The sequence below is a fragment of the Musicola paradisiaca NCPPB 2511 genome (genome assembly GCF_000400505.1).
GTDB classification, from domain to species: Bacteria; Pseudomonadota; Gammaproteobacteria; order Enterobacterales; family Enterobacteriaceae; genus Musicola; species Musicola paradisiaca.
Genome location: NZ_CM001857.1, coordinates 3,878,379 through 3,893,643, shown reverse-complemented (window position 1 = coordinate 3,893,643; position 15,265 = coordinate 3,878,379). Strand labels below are relative to the sequence as shown.

Genomic DNA, 15,265 nt, shown 5'->3' with positions numbered 1-15,265 from the left:
ACTAGGATGAATAAAGAGATTCTGGCTGTTGTTGAAGCGGTTTCTAATGAGAAAGCCGTTCCGCGTGAGAAAATTTTCGAGGCGCTGGAAACTGCGTTGGCGACCGCAACCAAGAAAAAATACGAGCAGGATATCGATGTGAGAGTATGCATCGATCGCAAAACAGGCGATTTTGATACATTCCGTCGTTGGCTGGTCGTCAATGAAGTCACCCAACCGACACGTGAAATCACGCTTGAAGCGGCTCAGTTTGAAGAGCCAGAAGTAGATTTGGGCGGCTATATCGAAGATCAAATAGAGTCGGTCACTTTTGACCGAATCACAACGCAAACCGCCAAACAGGTTATTGTACAAAAAGTACGCGAGGCGGAGCGTGCTATGGTGGTTGATCAGTTCCGTGAGCAGGAAGGCGAGATAGTTACCGGCGTGGTCAAGAAAGTGAACCGCGATAACATAACGTTGGATCTGGGCAGTAATGCCGAAGCCGTTATTGGCCGTGAAGACATGTTGCCGCGTGAAAACTTCCGCCCAGGCGACCGCATTCGTGGCGTGTTGTACGCAGTTCGCCCAGAAGCGCGTGGTGCACAACTGTTTGTCAGCCGCTCTCGCCCGGAAATGTTGATTGAGCTTTTCCGAATCGAAGTGCCAGAAATTGGTGAAGAGGTCATCGAAATTAAGGCTGCTGCCCGCGATCCTGGGTCTCGCGCCAAGATTGCAGTGAAAACTAATGACAAACGTATCGATCCTGTTGGCGCTTGCGTAGGTATGCGCGGTGCTCGCGTTCAGGCTGTATCTAGCGAGCTCGGGGGCGAGCGTATTGATATTGTTTTGTGGGATGACAACCCGGCGCAGTTTGTGATTAATGCAATGGCTCCTGCTGATGTGGCTTCCATTGTTGTGGATGAAGACAAACATACGATGGATATTGCCGTCGAGGCGGGAAATCTGGCGCAGGCTATTGGTCGTAATGGTCAAAACGTTCGTTTAGCGTCCCAACTGAGCGGATGGGAACTGAATGTGATGACTATTGAAGATCTTCAAGCGAAACATCAGGCTGAAGCGCATGCAGCTATCGACGTATTCACGCGCTATCTGGATATTGATGAAGAGTTCGCTACCGCACTGGTGGAAGAAGGATTTTCGTCGCTGGAAGAACTGGCCTATGTACCTATCACCGAACTGCAGGAAATCGATGGTTTGGATGAAGAAACCATCGAAGCATTGCGTGAACGCGCTAAAGCCGCGTTGACAACACTCGCTCTGGCGCGGGAAGAGAATCGTGGTGCCGGCCAGCCTGCAGAAGATTTGCTCAATTTAGCTGGTCTGCCGCGTGAAATGGCGTTTACACTGGCCGCACGCGGAGTTTGTACGCTGGAAGATCTTGCTGAGCAGGGCGTCGACGACCTGACAGATATTGATGGGCTGAACGAAGAGAGAGCCGGTGAGCTGATTATGGCCGCACGTAATATCTGTTGGTTTGGTGATAGTAACGAATAACGAACTGTAGCAGGAAAGGAACAGCATGACAGATGTAACCGTAAAATCGCTGGCCGAAGAGATTCAGACTCCGGTTGACCGCCTGATACAGCAGTTTGCTGATGCGGGGATCACCAAGTCTGCCGCTGATTCTGTAACCGAGTCTGAGAAAGAAACTCTGCTGGCTCATTTGAATCGTGAACGTGGCAGTGCTTCCGGGAAACTGACGTTGCAGCGTAAAACCCGTAGCACATTAAGCATTCCCAGCACTGGTGGAAAGAGCAAGTCAGTGCAGATTGAAGTCCGCAAGAAACGCACTTATGTAAAACGCGATCCTCTTGAAGATCAACAGATTACAGAGGAAGAGCTGGCGCAGCGTGAAGCGGAAGAACAGGCACGACGTGCTGCCGAAGAACAGGCTAAACGCGACGCTGAAGAAAAAGCGAAGCGTGAAGTGGAAGAGAAGGCAAAACGCGCTGCTGAAGAGCAAGCCAAACGCGAGGCCGCTGACAAAGCGAAGCGTGACGTAGCGGAAAAAGAAAAAGTGAGCAATCAACAAAACGAGAGTATGACCAAGGCGACCCATGCTGAGAAAGTGCGTCGTGAAGCTGAAGCAGCTGAGTTAAAACGCAAAGCTGAAGAAGCGGCTCGTCATAAGGTCGAAGAGGAAGCGCGTCGTATCGCTGAGGAAGCTCGTCGGATGGCGGAAGAGAATGCCGGACGTTGGGAAAACGAACGCGAGGATCTCGAAGACGTCGATTACCATGTGACGACATCGCATCACGCTCGCGAAGCGGAAGATGAGAACGATCGTCAGGTTGAAGGTGATCGTCGGGGACGCGGTCGCAGTGGCAAAGTTACCAAGCAGAAGAAAGGCAATCGTCTTTCTGAATCCAAGGCTGATCGTGAAGAAGCACGAGCAGCAACCCGCGGTGGTAAGGGTAAACGCAAAATCAGTCTGTTGCAGCAGAGCTTCAACAAGCCTGCCCAGGCAGTTAACCGCGATGTGATGATCGGCGAAACCATCACTGTTGCCGAACTGGCGAACAAGATGGCGGTGAAAGGTTCTCAGGTTATCAAAGCCATGATGAAGCTGGGCGCGATGGCAACCATCAACCAGGTTATCGATCAAGAAACCGCCCAGCTGGTTGCGGAAGAAATGGGTCACAAAGTGATTCTGCGCCGCGAAAACGAGCTGGAAGAAGCGGTAATGAGCGATCGTGATACCGGCGTCGCTGCTGAATCGCGTGCTCCGGTTGTAACTATCATGGGTCACGTCGACCATGGTAAGACCTCACTGCTGGACTACATCCGTTCTACCAAGGTTGCAGCGGGTGAAGCAGGCGGGATTACCCAGCATATCGGTGCGTACCATGTCGAAACGGACAACGGTATGATCACTTTCCTCGATACCCCGGGGCATGCGGCATTTACTGCTATGCGTGCGCGTGGCGCCCAGGCGACGGATATCGTAGTGCTGGTCGTTGCTGCCGATGACGGTGTGATGCCCCAGACTATTGAAGCTATCCAACATGCCAAAGCGGCCAAAGTGCCGGTGGTTGTCGCGGTGAACAAGATCGACAAACCTGAAGCGGATCCGGATCGCGTCAAGAATGAACTGTCCCAGCATGGCGTTATTCCAGAGGAGTGGGGGGGTGAATCCCAGTTCGTGCATGTTTCTGCGAAAACCGGTATCGGTATTGACGAATTGCTGGAAGCCATTTTGTTGCAGGCTGAGGTTCTGGAACTGAAGGCTATTCGCAGTGGTATGGCGAGCGGCGTGGTGATCGAGTCCTTCCTGGATAAAGGCCGTGGCCCCGTTGCGACGGTTCTGGTTCGTGAGGGAACGTTGAACAAAGGCGACATCGTGCTGTGTGGTTTTGAATATGGCCGTGTACGTGCGATGCGTGATGAGTTGGGACGTGAAATCACCGAAGCGGGTCCGTCCATTCCGGTGGAAATTCTTGGGTTGTCGGGTGTTCCGGCGGCAGGTGATGAAGCCACTGTTGTGCGTGACGAGAAAAAAGCGCGTGAGGTTGCCCTTTATCGCCAAGGCAAATTCCGTGAAGTGAAGCTGGCGCGTCAGCAGAAGTCCAAGCTGGAAAATATGTTTGCCAACATGACCGATGGCGAAGTTTCCGAGCTGAATATCGTGCTGAAGGCGGATGTACAAGGGTCGGCGGAGGCTATCTCCGATTCTCTGCAGAAACTGTCCACCGATGAAGTCAAGGTCAAGATTGTGGGCTCCGGTGTGGGCGGCATCACAGAAACCGACGCTACGCTGGCAGCTGCATCCAATGCGATTATCCTTGGATTTAACGTGCGTGCCGATGCGTCTGCTCGTCGTGTGGTGGAAGCGGAAAGTCTGGATCTGCGCTACTACTCCGTGATTTATGACCTGATCGACGAAGTTAAACAGGCGATGAGCGGTATGCTGGCTCCTGAATATAAGCAGGAGATCATCGGTTTGGCCGAGGTTCGCGATGTGTTCAAATCGCCGAAGTTTGGCGCTATCGCCGGTTGTATGGTGACGGAAGGCATTGTCAAACGTCACAGTCCAATCCGTGTGCTGCGTGACAATGTGGTGATCTATGAAGGCGAACTGGAGTCCTTGCGTCGCTTCAAAGATGACGTGAACGAAGTTCGTAACGGGATGGAATGTGGTATCGGCGTGAAGAACTACAACGATGTCCGCACTGGTGATGTTATCGAGGTGTTTGAGACTATCGAGATCAAACGCACGATCGATTGATCCCAAAGATAGTTCATCCATGTATTCACTCCGGGGGGCCTAGTGCCCCCCGGTTTTTCCCTGAGGTTTTATTATGGCCAGAGAATTCAGCCGCACGCAGCGTGTGGCTCAGGAGATGCAGAAGGAAATTGCTATCATCATTCAGCGCGAGATTAAGGATCCGCGTGTGGGGATGGCTACGGTATCAAGCGTTGATGTATCGCGCGATCTGGCTTATGCCAAAGTGTTCGTTACGTTCCTGAATGACAACGAACCCGAACAGATCAAACTCGGGATCAAAGCGTTGCAGGATGCATCCGGTTTTATTCGTATGTTGCTGGGTAAAGCGATGCGCCTGCGGATTGTGCCGGAGTTGACGTTCGCGTATGACAACTCATTGGTTGAAGGGATGCGTATGTCTAATCTGGTGAGCAATGTTGTTAAGCGCGATGCAGAACGCCGTTCTTCCTCTGATGACCATCAGGAGGAGTGATGGGGCGTCCTCGTCGTCGTGGTCGAGATATTCATGGGGTGTTGCTGCTTGATAAACAGCAGGGGGCTTCATCCAATGATGTACTGCAGAAAGTAAAACGGATTTTTAACGCCAACAAAGCGGGACATACCGGCGCACTGGATCCGTTAGCGACCGGGATGCTGCCTATTTGTCTGGGGGAAGCGACCAAATTTTCCCAGTACCTATTAGATTCCGACAAACGTTATCGGGTAATTGCTCGTTTGGGGCAACGTACTGATACGTCTGACGCGGATGGCAACTTGATTGAGACTCGCCCGATCGCGTTTTCCGCCGATGCACTGAACCAGGCGTTGGATAGTTTTCGGGGAACGACGCTGCAGGTGCCTTCCATGTATTCGGCGTTGAAATATCAGGGACGACCGCTGTATGAGTATGCCCGGCAAGGCGTGGTTGTACCGCGTGAAGCGCGTGAAATCACGGTGTATGAATTGCAGTTTATCCGCTGGGAAGCCGAAGAGCTTGAGCTGGAAATTCACTGTTCCAAAGGAACTTATATTCGTACCATTATTGACGATTTGGGCGAAAAACTGGGTTGTGGCGCGCATGTGAGTTTTCTGCGCCGTTTGCAAGTAGCCACTTATCCGGTTGAACAGATGGTAACGTTGGAACGTTTACAACAGTTGCAGGCTCAGGCTGAGGAAGCGGGTCGGCCGATCGGTGAAGTGCTGGATAGCCTATTATTGCCGATGGACAGTCCCGCACAGGCATTTCCCGTCGTCAACTTGTCCGCTGTTGCCGCCGGGTACTTAAAGCTGGGGCAACCCGTTCGCGCGCCGGGCGTACCTTCTTCCGGGCTGGTTCGTATCACTGAAGGCGATGCGCATAAATTTATTGGTATGGGTGAAATAGATGCTGAAGGTCGCGTCGCTCCGCGCAGGCTGGTTGTTGAAATGCCAGCAGTCATTGACGTGTGAGCGCCTTGCGATCGATTGGCCCGGCAGGTAGAATAATGCGGCTTAAATACTGGGTAGCTGAATTAGAGATCGGCACCCTTCTTTAAATTTACTGTGTTTTGGAGTTGATTATGTCTCTAAGCGTTGAAGCTAAGGCAAAAATTGTTGCGGAATTCGGCCGTGGTACTAATGACAGCGGTTCTACCGAGGTTCAGGTTGCTCTGTTGACTGCTCAGATTAACCATCTGCAGGGTCACTTTGCTGAGCACAAAAAGGATCACCACAGTCGTCGCGGTCTGCTGCGTATGGTTTCTCAGCGTCGTAAGCTGTTGGACTATCTGAAGCGTAAAGATCCGGCACGCTACACCACCCTGATTGAACGTCTGGGTCTGCGTCGCTAATTCGACGAGTTTCGGTGGAAAGGGGCCTTAGTGGCCCCTTTCTTCTAGGAAGTGCCGGCAAAACAGAGTAATGTATCGCTGTTTGCGGCAATGAGGATTCGGAATTACAAAGATTCGCGCGGCTAATGAGAAGCTTTACCTGCAGTTATTCGCATATTTGCAGGATGAAGATTGTCATTAGTCGCGAGGGTGTAATGGCCGGATCGGGTATTAACTGGTCGCCATGCAAGATGAAGAAAGACATGGCGTACCTCTGGTGAAGGATATTATTTTGCTTAATCCGATCGTGCGTAAGTTCCAGTATGGTCAGCATACTGTAACACTAGAAACCGGTATGATGGCTCGTCAGGCCACTGCCGCTGTAATGGTCAGCATGGACGATACGGCGGTATTTGTGACCGTCGTCGGCGCTAAACATGTTAAACCAGGTCAGGATTTTTTCCCGCTGACTGTCAACTATCAGGAACGTACCTATGCTGCGGGCCGTATCCCAGGCGGGTTCTTCCGTCGTGAAGGGCGTCCGAGCGAAGGCGAGACACTGATCTCCCGTCTTATCGACCGTCCGATCCGTCCGTTATTCCCGGATGGTTTTTTCAATGAAGTTCAGGTGATCGCGACTGTTGTGTCCGTGAATCCGCAGATTAGCCCTGATATCGTTGCTATGATCGGCGCCTCTGCCGCCCTGAGTTTGTCCGGTATTCCGTTCAATGGTCCGATCGGTGCCGCTCGTGTGGGTTATATCAACGATCAGTATGTGCTGAACCCGACTCAGGACGAGCTGAAGCAAAGCCGTCTGGATCTGGTCGTTGCCGGTACTGAAGGCGCTGTGCTGATGGTTGAATCTGAAGCTGATTTGCTGACGGAAGACCAGATGCTGGGTGCAGTGGTTTTCGGTCACGAGCAACAGCAAGTGGTTATCGAAAACATCAAGTCCTTGGTTGCTGAAGCCGGTAAATCCAAGTGGGACTGGCAGCCGCCGGAAGTCAACGTTGAGCTGCAAAACCGCGTTAAAGTGTTATCTGAAGCTCGTCTTGGCGATGCGTATCGCATTACCGAAAAACAGGAGCGTTATGCTCAGGTTGATGCTATCAAGTCTGACGTCGTCACAGGTTTGCTGGCGGAAGATGACACACTGGACGACAACGAAATCCGCGATATTCTCGGCAGCATTGAAAAGAATGTGGTTCGTAGTCGTGTCCTGCGTGGGGAACCGCGGATTGATGGCCGAGAAAAAGACATGATTCGCGGCTTGGACGTTCGTACCGGTGTTCTGCCTCGTACCCATGGATCCGCGCTGTTCACCCGTGGTGAGACTCAGGCGCTAGTGACTGCAACGCTGGGTACCGAACGCGATGCTCAGATCATCGATGAACTGATGGGTGAACGTACTGATCGTTTTCTGCTGCACTACAACTTCCCTCCGTATTCTGTCGGTGAAACCGGTATGGTGGGATCGCCCAAACGCCGTGAGATTGGTCATGGCCGTTTGGCCAAACGTGGCGTGTTGGCTGTGATGCCGAAGCCTGAAGCATTCCCGTATACAGTCCGCGTGGTTTCTGAAATTACTGAATCCAATGGCTCCTCCTCCATGGCTTCCGTATGTGGCGCCTCTCTGGCATTGATGGATGCTGGCGTGCCGATCAAAGCTGCTGTTGCTGGTATAGCCATGGGGCTGGTGAAGGAAGGCGACAGTTATGTCGTATTGTCCGATATCCTGGGTGATGAAGACCACTTGGGTGATATGGACTTTAAAGTTGCTGGCAGCCGCGAGGGTGTCACCGCTCTGCAAATGGATATCAAGATTGAAGGTATCACACGTGAAATCATGCAGGTTGCCTTGAATCAGGCCAAGGGTGCGCGTTTGCATATCCTGGGTGTGATGGAGCAGGCTATCAGCACACCGCGTGGCGAGATTTCCGAATTTGCTCCACGTATCCATACCATCAAGATCAGTACCGATAAGATCAAAGATGTTATTGGGAAAGGTGGTTCCGTCATTCGCGCGTTGACCGAAGAAACCGGCACGACCATCGAGATCGAAGATGACGGTACAGTGAAGATCGCCTCCAGTGATGGCGACAAGGCTCGCGAAGCTATTCGTCGTATCGAAGAGATCACTGCTGAAATCGAAGTGGGTCGCATTTATCAGGGTAAAGTGACGCGCATCGTAGACTTTGGCGCTTTTGTCGCTATCGGCGGTGGTAAAGAAGGTCTGGTGCATATTTCTCAGATTGCTGACAAGCGCATCGAGAAAGTCGCCGATTATCTGCAATTGGGTCAGGAAGTCCCGGTTAAGGTACTGGAAGTTGATCGTCAAGGGCGTGTCCGCCTGAGCATTAAAGAAGCTACTGTTCAATCTCAGGAAATAACTCCGGTTTCTGAAGCGGAATAATAGCGAATAATCGATTGGCAGCTCCTTACGATGTGAAGGAGCTGCGTGTATTATAAGGGACGGATATCCTTATTTTTAGCAGTCGGGGACAGGATGTTCATCAAATGTTTGTCTTCGGGAGTGGGAAATGAAGCCTTTCTTACGCTGGTGTTATGTTGCGACAGCGATCATGCTGGCAGGATGCAGCAACACGGATTGGCGTAAAGATGCACTATTGGCTGTTCCGTTACAGCCGACACTGCAACAGGAAGTCATTCTGGCACGCATGGAACAGATTCTGGCAAGCCGGGCTCTCACTCCTGATGAACGAGCACAGCTATTATATGAGCGTGGAGTGCTGTATGATAGCTTGGGGTTGCGGGCATTAGCGCGAAATGATTTTTCACAAGCGCTCTCTATCCGCCCTGATATGCCGGAGGTATTTAATTATCTCGGCATTTATTTGACGCAGGCAGGCAATTTTGATGCTGCCTATGAAGCGTTTGATTCTGTACTAGAGCTTGATCCAACTTACAATTATGCGCGTTTGAATCGGGGCATCGCATTGTATTACGGCGGTCGCTACCAGTTGGCGCAGGATGATTTGCTAGCGTTTTATCGCGACGATCCTAACGATCCTTTCCGTTCTCTGTGGCTGTATCTTGCAGAGAGAGAAATCAATCCCCAGCAGGCTAAAGCTGCGTTGAGAACGCGCTATGATGGGGCAAAGAAAGGCATATGGGGATGGACAATAGTCGAATTCTACCTGGGCGACATCAACGAGAAGACGTTGATGAAGCATGTGCAGGAAGAAGCTAAGGATAACACTTCGCTCGCCGAGCATCTCAGTGAAACTGACTTCTATTTAGGTAAGCACTACCTAAGTCTGGGGGACAAGAACACCGCCGAGGCGTTGTTCAAGCTGACGGTCTCTAACAATGTCCATAACTTTGTTGAGCACCGCTATGCATTGTTGGAATTGGCGCAGTTAGGCCAAGAGCAAGACGACCTATCAGGATCGGACCAGCAATAGCTGACGAACACCTTTCAGCCTGAAATCATGACGATTTCTATCGCCTTAGCGGGCGAGGCTTTTTTGTTCGCTTTTTAATCCAATTTGAGCCGGTTCACACTTTTCAATGAAAATGATTGAGTATTTTCTCGACAAGTTATGTAGACTGGCCGCCATTTTGAAGTGAGGCACGTTTACATGGCAGAGTTTGAAACCTCTTTTGCTGATCTGGGGCTTTCCGCTCCTATTCTTAACGCCCTGTCGGATATGGGATACGAAAAACCATCCCCTATCCAGGCAGAATGTATTCCCCATCTGCTCAACGGTCGCGATGTGCTGGGTATGGCACAGACCGGGAGTGGTAAAACAGCGGCATTTTCTCTGCCGTTGTTGAACAATGTTAATCCAGAACTGAAGGCCCCTCAGATTCTGGTGCTAGCGCCTACCCGCGAACTCGCAGTACAAGTAGCCGAAGCGTGTGGCGAATTTTCCAAGCATATGCATGGCGTCAACGTAGTCGCTTTGTATGGCGGCCAGCGTTATGACGTACAATTGCGTGCGTTGCGTCAGGGCCCACAAGTTGTGGTGGGTACGCCCGGACGTCTGTTAGATCACCTGAAACGCGGTACGTTGGATCTGTCCAATCTGAGCGGCCTGGTTCTGGATGAGGCCGATGAAATGCTGCGCATGGGGTTCATTGAAGATGTAGAAAACATCATGGCGCAGATTCCGGATGGCCACCAGACCGCTCTGTTCTCCGCCACCATGCCGGAAGCGATTCGCCGCATTACTCGTCGGTTCATGAACGATCCGCAGGAAGTCCGTATTCAGTCCAGCGTGACCACCCGCCCGGACATCAGCCAGAGCTACTGGACGGTGTACGGCATGCGCAAAAATGAAGCGCTGATCCGTTTCCTGGAAGCGGAAGATTTCGACGCGGCGATTATTTTTGTGCGTACTAAGAATGCCACGCTGGAAGTGGCCGAAGCGCTGGAGCGCAGCGGTTATAACAGCGCTGCATTGAACGGCGACATGAATCAGGCGCTGCGTGAGCAGACGCTGGAACGCCTGAAAGATGGTCGTCTGGATATCCTGATCGCGACCGACGTCGCCGCGCGTGGTTTGGATGTAGATCGTATTAGCCTGGTGGTTAACTACGATATCCCGATGGACGCCGAATCCTATGTGCATCGTATCGGCCGTACTGGTCGCGCGGGTCGCGCGGGTCGTGCGTTGCTGTTCGTGGAAAATCGTGAGCGTCGTTTGTTGCGCAACGTTGAACGCACCATGAAGTTGACTATTCCGGAAGTGGAACTGCCGAATGCGGAACTGCTGGGGCAGCGCCGTCTGGCCAAGTTCGCCGCCAAGGTACAGCAACAGTTGGAAAGCAGCGATCTGGATCAGTATCGTGCGCTGTTGGCGAAGTTGCAGCCGTCTGCAGAACTGGATGTGGAAACACTGGCTGCCGCTCTGCTGAAAATGGCGCAAGGCGAGCGTCCACTGATTCTGCCGCCGGATGCGCCAGCGCGTCCGCGCCGTGAATTCCGTGAGCGCGACGATCGTTTCGAACGTCGTGGCGACCGTAATGATCGGGGCCCGCGTAGTGATGAACGCCCGGCTCGTCGTGAGCGCCGTGATGTCGGTGAAATGGAACTGTATCGTATTGAAGTGGGACGTGATGACGGTGTAGAAGTTCGTCATATCGTTGGCGCGATTGCCAACGAAGGGGATATCAGCAGTCGTTATATCGGTAACATCAAGCTGTTTGCTTCCCATTCCACCATTGAGCTGCCGAAAGGTATGCCGGGTGAACTGCTGTCGCACTTCACTCGCACACGCATCCTGAACAAGCCGATGAACATGCAATTGGTGGGCGATGCACAACCGCATGAACGTCGTGAGCGTCGTGAGGGCGGCGAACGTATCGGCGGTCGTGGTTTCAACAGCGAACGCGCCGGTAACGGTCGTGGCCGTCCGTTTGGCGGTGAGCGTCGTGAAGGTGGCGAGCGTCGCAGTGGCAATCGTGACGGTCAGCGTGCTCCGCGCCGTTTCAATAATGCCTGATACGTGATTTGAGCATAAAGAACCAACCCGCCGTCAGGCGGGTTTTTTATGGCTCATCGCGCCTTACTGGTTAACGTTCCGGGATTAACGCGAATGGGTTGACCGCGTTTGGCATCTGTTCTGCCAGGGCCAAATCAGAGCCGCTTTCTTTTAAGGGAATGCCGTTCGGCGAAGTGTGATCGCGCTGGCAACCCGTTGGGAAGCTTCTCTGCGGGATGTCTCACCCTGACGGTCGCCCCGCTGGCGCAACGGGTTAACTGCAAGCATGACGGCTATTGATTATTCGTCTGTTTATAGGGATATCCGGGCGCTGCAATGCGCAGAAAACCCTTCCATCTTGCTTAAACGAATAACTTCCCTGTTTTTGAAGATGATTTTCCTGCCGGCTTACATTCTTTCCAGCCGGCGATCGCTGCGGTATGGCGTGACCGGCGCCGATTTACCGCATTCTGGCTTCTTTCGCCAGTTCTTCCCGCAACTCTGCCACGATACGAAATGAGTGCAGGCGGGCCTGATGGTCGAAAATCTGGCCGTTGATCATCAATTCGTCGGCTTGTGTTTCCCGGAGCAATAATTGCAAACCATGGCGGACTTTTTGTCGGTCGCCTACCACCGACAGCCGCAACGTCTGCTCAACGGCGAATTTTTCGCCGGGCGTCCAGATGTAGGACATATTGTCCACCGGCGCGGGGAGCGGCCCGGGGGTGCCCCGCCTCAGGTTGATGAACTGCTGTTGCAGCGATGTATACAGGACTTGAGCCTCCTGCTCGCTATCGGCGGCGACCACATTGACGCACACCATGCTGTAAGGTGCCGACAGGCTATCGGAGGCTTTAAAGTTATCGCGATACAGCTGTAATGCCTGCAACAACATGTCCGGCGCGAAGTGGGCGGCGAAAGCGAAAGGCAGGCCCCGCGCAGCGGCAAGCTGGGCGCTGTATAGACTAGAACCCAGCAACCAGACGGGAATATTGAGGCCCTGGCCGGGAACCGCACGTACCGCCCGATCCGGTTGTTCCGGTCCCAGGTAGTCGAGCAGTTCCTGCACATCCCGCGGAAAGTCATCGAGATTGGCGTCAAGGTGGCGGCGCAGAGCGCGCATGGTGGTTGGATCCGTGCCCGGTGCTCGCCCCAGCCCCAGTTCAATACGATTGGGATAAAGAGACGCCAGCGTGCCGAACTGTTCGGCAATCACCAGTGGTGCATGGTTGGGTAGCATAACGCCGCCGGAACCGACACGAATATGCTGGGTTCCGCTGGCGATGAATCCCATCAGTACCGCAGTCGCGGAGCTGGCGATACCGGGCATATTGTGGTGTTCGGCCAGCCAATAACGTTGATATCCCCATTGTTCCACATGTTGGGCCAGCGCGAGTGAACGCTGGAACGCATCATGAGGCGTATTACCCTGTGGAATGGGCGCTAGATCGAGAACGGAAAAAGGTATGGCGGCGGTCATAAGCGTCTCTCATGGATGAAAAGCGGAATACAGACGAAATGATAGGTGAGATTGAATGCCGGAGACGAACTCTGCGTGCGCCTGTCAGGGCGATAACGAAGGGGCTGTGGCAGAAAGGTTAGGCCAGTACGGGAGATCCCAGGCCGGACAACCATGGGCGATGGCGGCAACTGAATGCGGGCAACGAATAAGCCGTTGCCCGAAGAACGTCAGGGCACCAGTTCCAGCCCGGCAAGGCGTTTCCAGTAGCCATTGCATTCGGCCTGATTTTCCAACGTGAGCGGATGTTCGCCCTGTTCATTGGCGCGGAACCTGTCGAGCATCTGCAGCGTGTCGAGGCCTTGCGGCGAAAGCCGGACAATATCCACCAGACCCTGCATTGAGGTTAATTCATTACCGAGGTTGTAACAGTAACCGCTCTGTGTCTGGATGCCGTTGAGCACGAAGACTTGCTGATTCTCCTGCGACAGAACCTGACGCCCCAGCGGATAGTTGATGCAGCAGGTTTCGCACTCGTCTTTGGCGCGGTTTTCCGAACGAGCGGTGAAGCAGCGAGCGGAGTAGGCCAGCGGCAGGTGGCCGTAGCTCAACACTTCTACGTCGAACTGATGGCGGAAGCCCAGCTCGTCGCACTGATTAAGCAGACACTGTAGCCAGTCGCGGGACAGTTCCACCGGCATGCACCAGCGCACCATCCCCTGGCGGTGCAGCAAGCGCAGCGTATAGGCGTTGTAACAGTTCAATGCGTGGCCGGCGACGAACGGTAAATGGCGTTCAGCCGCCATGTTGACTGCGCCTAAATCGTTGGCCTCCAGCAAAAATTCACCGTTTTCCACATAACGTTTCAGCTCGTTCAGTTCAGAAGGTGCTTGCAGTAAAGCTAACGTCGATATCACCACCTGTTTGCCGGCGGCGGTAATGTCACGCGCCAGTGCGAGCCAATCGTTCACTTTCATGCCGCGGCGTTTACTGCAGACAGTCTCGCCCAGATAAATGATATCGGCGTTGCTGGCGATTGCAGCCTGATAAAAGGTCTCAATCTCGGCTTTGGGCCAGTAGTAGAGAATGGCGCCCAGTGAGTATTTCATTGCGTATCCCGCGTTTACTGCCATTGACGATGATAAGCGCCCAGTGTGGTCTGGGTGCCTTCCGATACTGCGCCGAGCGCGTCCATCCAGGCCTGGGTCGGCACAAACTGTTCCGGCGCCGCACGGCAGCGATCGATGGCCTGACGCCACACCTGCGTAACCTGGCTGACGTATGCCGGGCTGCGTTGGCGTCCTTCGATTTTCACCGAAGCGATCCCCGCCGCCATCAGCTCCGGCAGCAGCGCCAGCGTGTTGAGGCTGGTGGGCTCTTCCAGCGCATGGTAGCGTTGACCGCCCACCAGATAGCGTCCTTTACACAACGTCGGGTAGCCCGCGTTTTCATTTTCCTGGTACCGGTCGATCAGTACATCGTTGAGACGGGATTCCATACCCTGCGCGGTCTGTTGCCAGCGTACAAAGCGGGCAGGCGAGCAGGCGCCTACGGTATTGGGTGATTCGCCGGTCAGGTAGGAAGAGAGGTAACAGCGGCCTTCGGACATGATGCACAGGCTGCCGAAGGCGAACACTTCCAGCGGCACCGGGCTGGTGCGCGCCAATTGTTTAACCTGATGGATGGAAAGCACGCGCGGCAGCACGATGCGGGACACCGCAAAATTGCGTTGATAGAAGCGGGCCGCTTCCTCATTGGTGGCGGACGCTTGTACCGAGACGTGGCGTTCGATATGCGGATAGCGCTGCGCTGCATAATCCAGCATCGCCAGATCCGCCAGAATCAGCGCGTCCGCGCCGGACTGCGCCGCCATATCCACCGCGCGTTCCCAGCGGAGATAACCATCCGGATGCGCGAAGGTATTAATGGCGATGTGCAGTTTGCGCCGGTGGCGATGCACATAGTCGCTGGCTTCCTGTAATTTTTTATCCGTGAAGTTGAGGCCGGCGAAATGTCGGGCGTTGGTATCGTCTTTTAGCCCGATGTACACCGCGTCAGCACCGTTTTCGATAGCGGCTTTCAATGCCGGCAGATTACCGGCGGGGCAAAGCAATTCCATACTGGCTTCCTTCCGCCACGCCCGCAAAGCGGGGGGCTGATGATGCAGGCAGACTGATCCACATTGTTATCAGTCGATGCAGGTTTTTAACGAATAGGGGATCTTAGTTAACCTGTCATGGCGGGACTTTGATTTAAACCAGCATATCGTGAGATGAAACGGCAATTGGCGCGGCGGCGGGTCGTGATTTTGCCAGGAACAGGCTAAAGTATTGACGTAGACCCC

General features: G+C 53.5%; 12 protein-coding genes. 9 read left to right on the top strand and 3 right to left on the bottom strand.

Features of this window, described 5'->3' with window-relative positions:
* Nucleotides 1-6: 6 nt before the first annotated feature.
* The 9 genes from nusA (at nucleotide 7) to DPA2511_RS17115 (ending at nucleotide 11,483) form a co-directional block, all read left to right on the top strand.
* The gene (gene nusA / locus DPA2511_RS17150) at nucleotides 7-1,497 is read left to right on the top strand and encodes a transcription termination factor NusA (RefSeq protein ID WP_015855009.1); all 1,491 of its coding nucleotides are present in this window, start codon (nucleotides 7-9) and stop codon (nucleotides 1,495-1,497) included.
* Between the two features lie 25 nt (nucleotides 1,498-1,522).
* Nucleotides 1,523-4,228, top strand: coding sequence for a translation initiation factor IF-2 (infB, locus tag DPA2511_RS17145; protein ID WP_015855008.1), 2,706 nt, complete (start codon nucleotides 1,523-1,525; stop codon nucleotides 4,226-4,228).
* Nucleotides 4,229-4,301: 73 nt separating this feature from the next.
* Complete coding sequence (rbfA, locus tag DPA2511_RS17140) at nucleotides 4,302-4,700, top strand: 30S ribosome-binding factor RbfA (protein WP_015855007.1); 399 nt, start codon at nucleotides 4,302-4,304, stop codon at nucleotides 4,698-4,700.
* Complete coding sequence (gene truB, locus DPA2511_RS17135; RefSeq protein WP_015855006.1) at nucleotides 4,700-5,656, top strand: tRNA pseudouridine(55) synthase TruB; 957 nt, start codon at nucleotides 4,700-4,702, stop codon at nucleotides 5,654-5,656. Before rbfA ends, truB begins: the two co-directional genes overlap by 1 nt.
* Before the next feature lie 110 nt (nucleotides 5,657-5,766).
* Nucleotides 5,767-6,036, top strand: a complete 270-nt coding sequence (gene rpsO / locus DPA2511_RS17130) for a 30S ribosomal protein S15 (protein ID WP_015855005.1) — start codon at nucleotides 5,767-5,769, stop codon at nucleotides 6,034-6,036.
* A 271-nt stretch (nucleotides 6,037-6,307) separates the two neighbouring features.
* Complete coding sequence (pnp, locus tag DPA2511_RS17125) at nucleotides 6,308-8,428, top strand: polyribonucleotide nucleotidyltransferase (RefSeq protein ID WP_023638466.1); 2,121 nt, start codon at nucleotides 6,308-6,310, stop codon at nucleotides 8,426-8,428.
* A gap of 127 nt (nucleotides 8,429-8,555) precedes the next feature.
* Complete coding sequence (gene nlpI, locus DPA2511_RS17120; protein ID WP_015855003.1) at nucleotides 8,556-9,440, top strand: lipoprotein NlpI; 885 nt, start codon at nucleotides 8,556-8,558, stop codon at nucleotides 9,438-9,440.
* 106 nt (nucleotides 9,441-9,546) lie between these two features.
* Nucleotides 9,547-9,606 carry a protein YrbN gene (gene yrbN, locus DPA2511_RS24305; RefSeq protein ID WP_107760761.1) on the top strand — a complete coding sequence of 20 codons (60 nt, stop codon included), beginning with the start codon at nucleotides 9,547-9,549 and terminating at the stop codon, nucleotides 9,604-9,606.
* Nucleotides 9,607-9,617: 11 nt separating this feature from the next.
* A complete protein-coding gene (locus tag DPA2511_RS17115) occupies nucleotides 9,618-11,483 on the top strand; it encodes a DEAD/DEAH family ATP-dependent RNA helicase (protein WP_015855002.1) in 1,866 nt (621 codons plus the stop codon).
* 439 nt (nucleotides 11,484-11,922) lie between these two features.
* Here DPA2511_RS17115 and DPA2511_RS17110 read toward each other — a convergent pair whose 3' ends face one another.
* The 3 genes from DPA2511_RS17110 to ubiU all read right to left on the bottom strand — a co-directional run bounded on the left by DPA2511_RS17110 (nucleotide 11,923) and on the right by ubiU (nucleotide 15,040).
* A complete protein-coding gene (locus DPA2511_RS17110) occupies nucleotides 11,923-12,942 on the bottom strand; it encodes a luciferase-like monooxygenase (protein ID WP_015855001.1) in 1,020 nt (339 codons plus the stop codon).
* A 209-nt stretch (nucleotides 12,943-13,151) separates the two neighbouring features.
* On the bottom strand, nucleotides 13,152-14,030 hold the full coding sequence (locus tag DPA2511_RS17105; protein WP_015855000.1) for a U32 family peptidase: 879 nt from the start codon (nucleotides 14,028-14,030) through the stop codon (nucleotides 13,152-13,154).
* A 14-nt stretch (nucleotides 14,031-14,044) separates the two neighbouring features.
* Nucleotides 14,045-15,040, bottom strand: a complete 996-nt coding sequence (ubiU, locus tag DPA2511_RS17100; protein ID WP_015854999.1) for a ubiquinone anaerobic biosynthesis protein UbiU — start codon at nucleotides 15,038-15,040, stop codon at nucleotides 14,045-14,047.
* Nucleotides 15,041-15,265: the final 225 nt, after the last annotated feature.

What these genes read in the sequence shown, in the direction of transcription:
- nusA (WP_015855009.1), top strand. Translation starts at nt 7, where the DNA reads ATGAATAAAGAGATTCTGGCTGTTGTTGAAGCGGTTTCTAATGAGAAA.
- infB (WP_015855008.1), top strand. Translation starts at nt 1,523, where the DNA reads ATGACAGATGTAACCGTAAAATCGCTGGCCGAAGAGATTCAGACTCCG.
- rbfA (WP_015855007.1), top strand. Translation starts at nt 4,302, where the DNA reads ATGGCCAGAGAATTCAGCCGCACGCAGCGTGTGGCTCAGGAGATGCAG.
- truB (WP_015855006.1), top strand. Translation starts at nt 4,700, where the DNA reads ATGGGGCGTCCTCGTCGTCGTGGTCGAGATATTCATGGGGTGTTGCTG.
- rpsO (WP_015855005.1), top strand. Translation starts at nt 5,767, where the DNA reads ATGTCTCTAAGCGTTGAAGCTAAGGCAAAAATTGTTGCGGAATTCGGC.
- nlpI (WP_015855003.1), top strand. Translation starts at nt 8,556, where the DNA reads ATGAAGCCTTTCTTACGCTGGTGTTATGTTGCGACAGCGATCATGCTG.
- DPA2511_RS17115 (WP_015855002.1), top strand. Translation starts at nt 9,618, where the DNA reads ATGGCAGAGTTTGAAACCTCTTTTGCTGATCTGGGGCTTTCCGCTCCT.
- DPA2511_RS17110 (WP_015855001.1), bottom strand. Translation starts at nt 12,942, where the DNA reads ATGACCGCCGCCATACCTTTTTCCGTTCTCGATCTAGCGCCCATTCCA.
- DPA2511_RS17105 (WP_015855000.1), bottom strand. Translation starts at nt 14,030, where the DNA reads ATGAAATACTCACTGGGCGCCATTCTCTACTACTGGCCCAAAGCCGAG.
- ubiU (WP_015854999.1), bottom strand. Translation starts at nt 15,040, where the DNA reads ATGGAATTGCTTTGCCCCGCCGGTAATCTGCCGGCATTGAAAGCCGCT.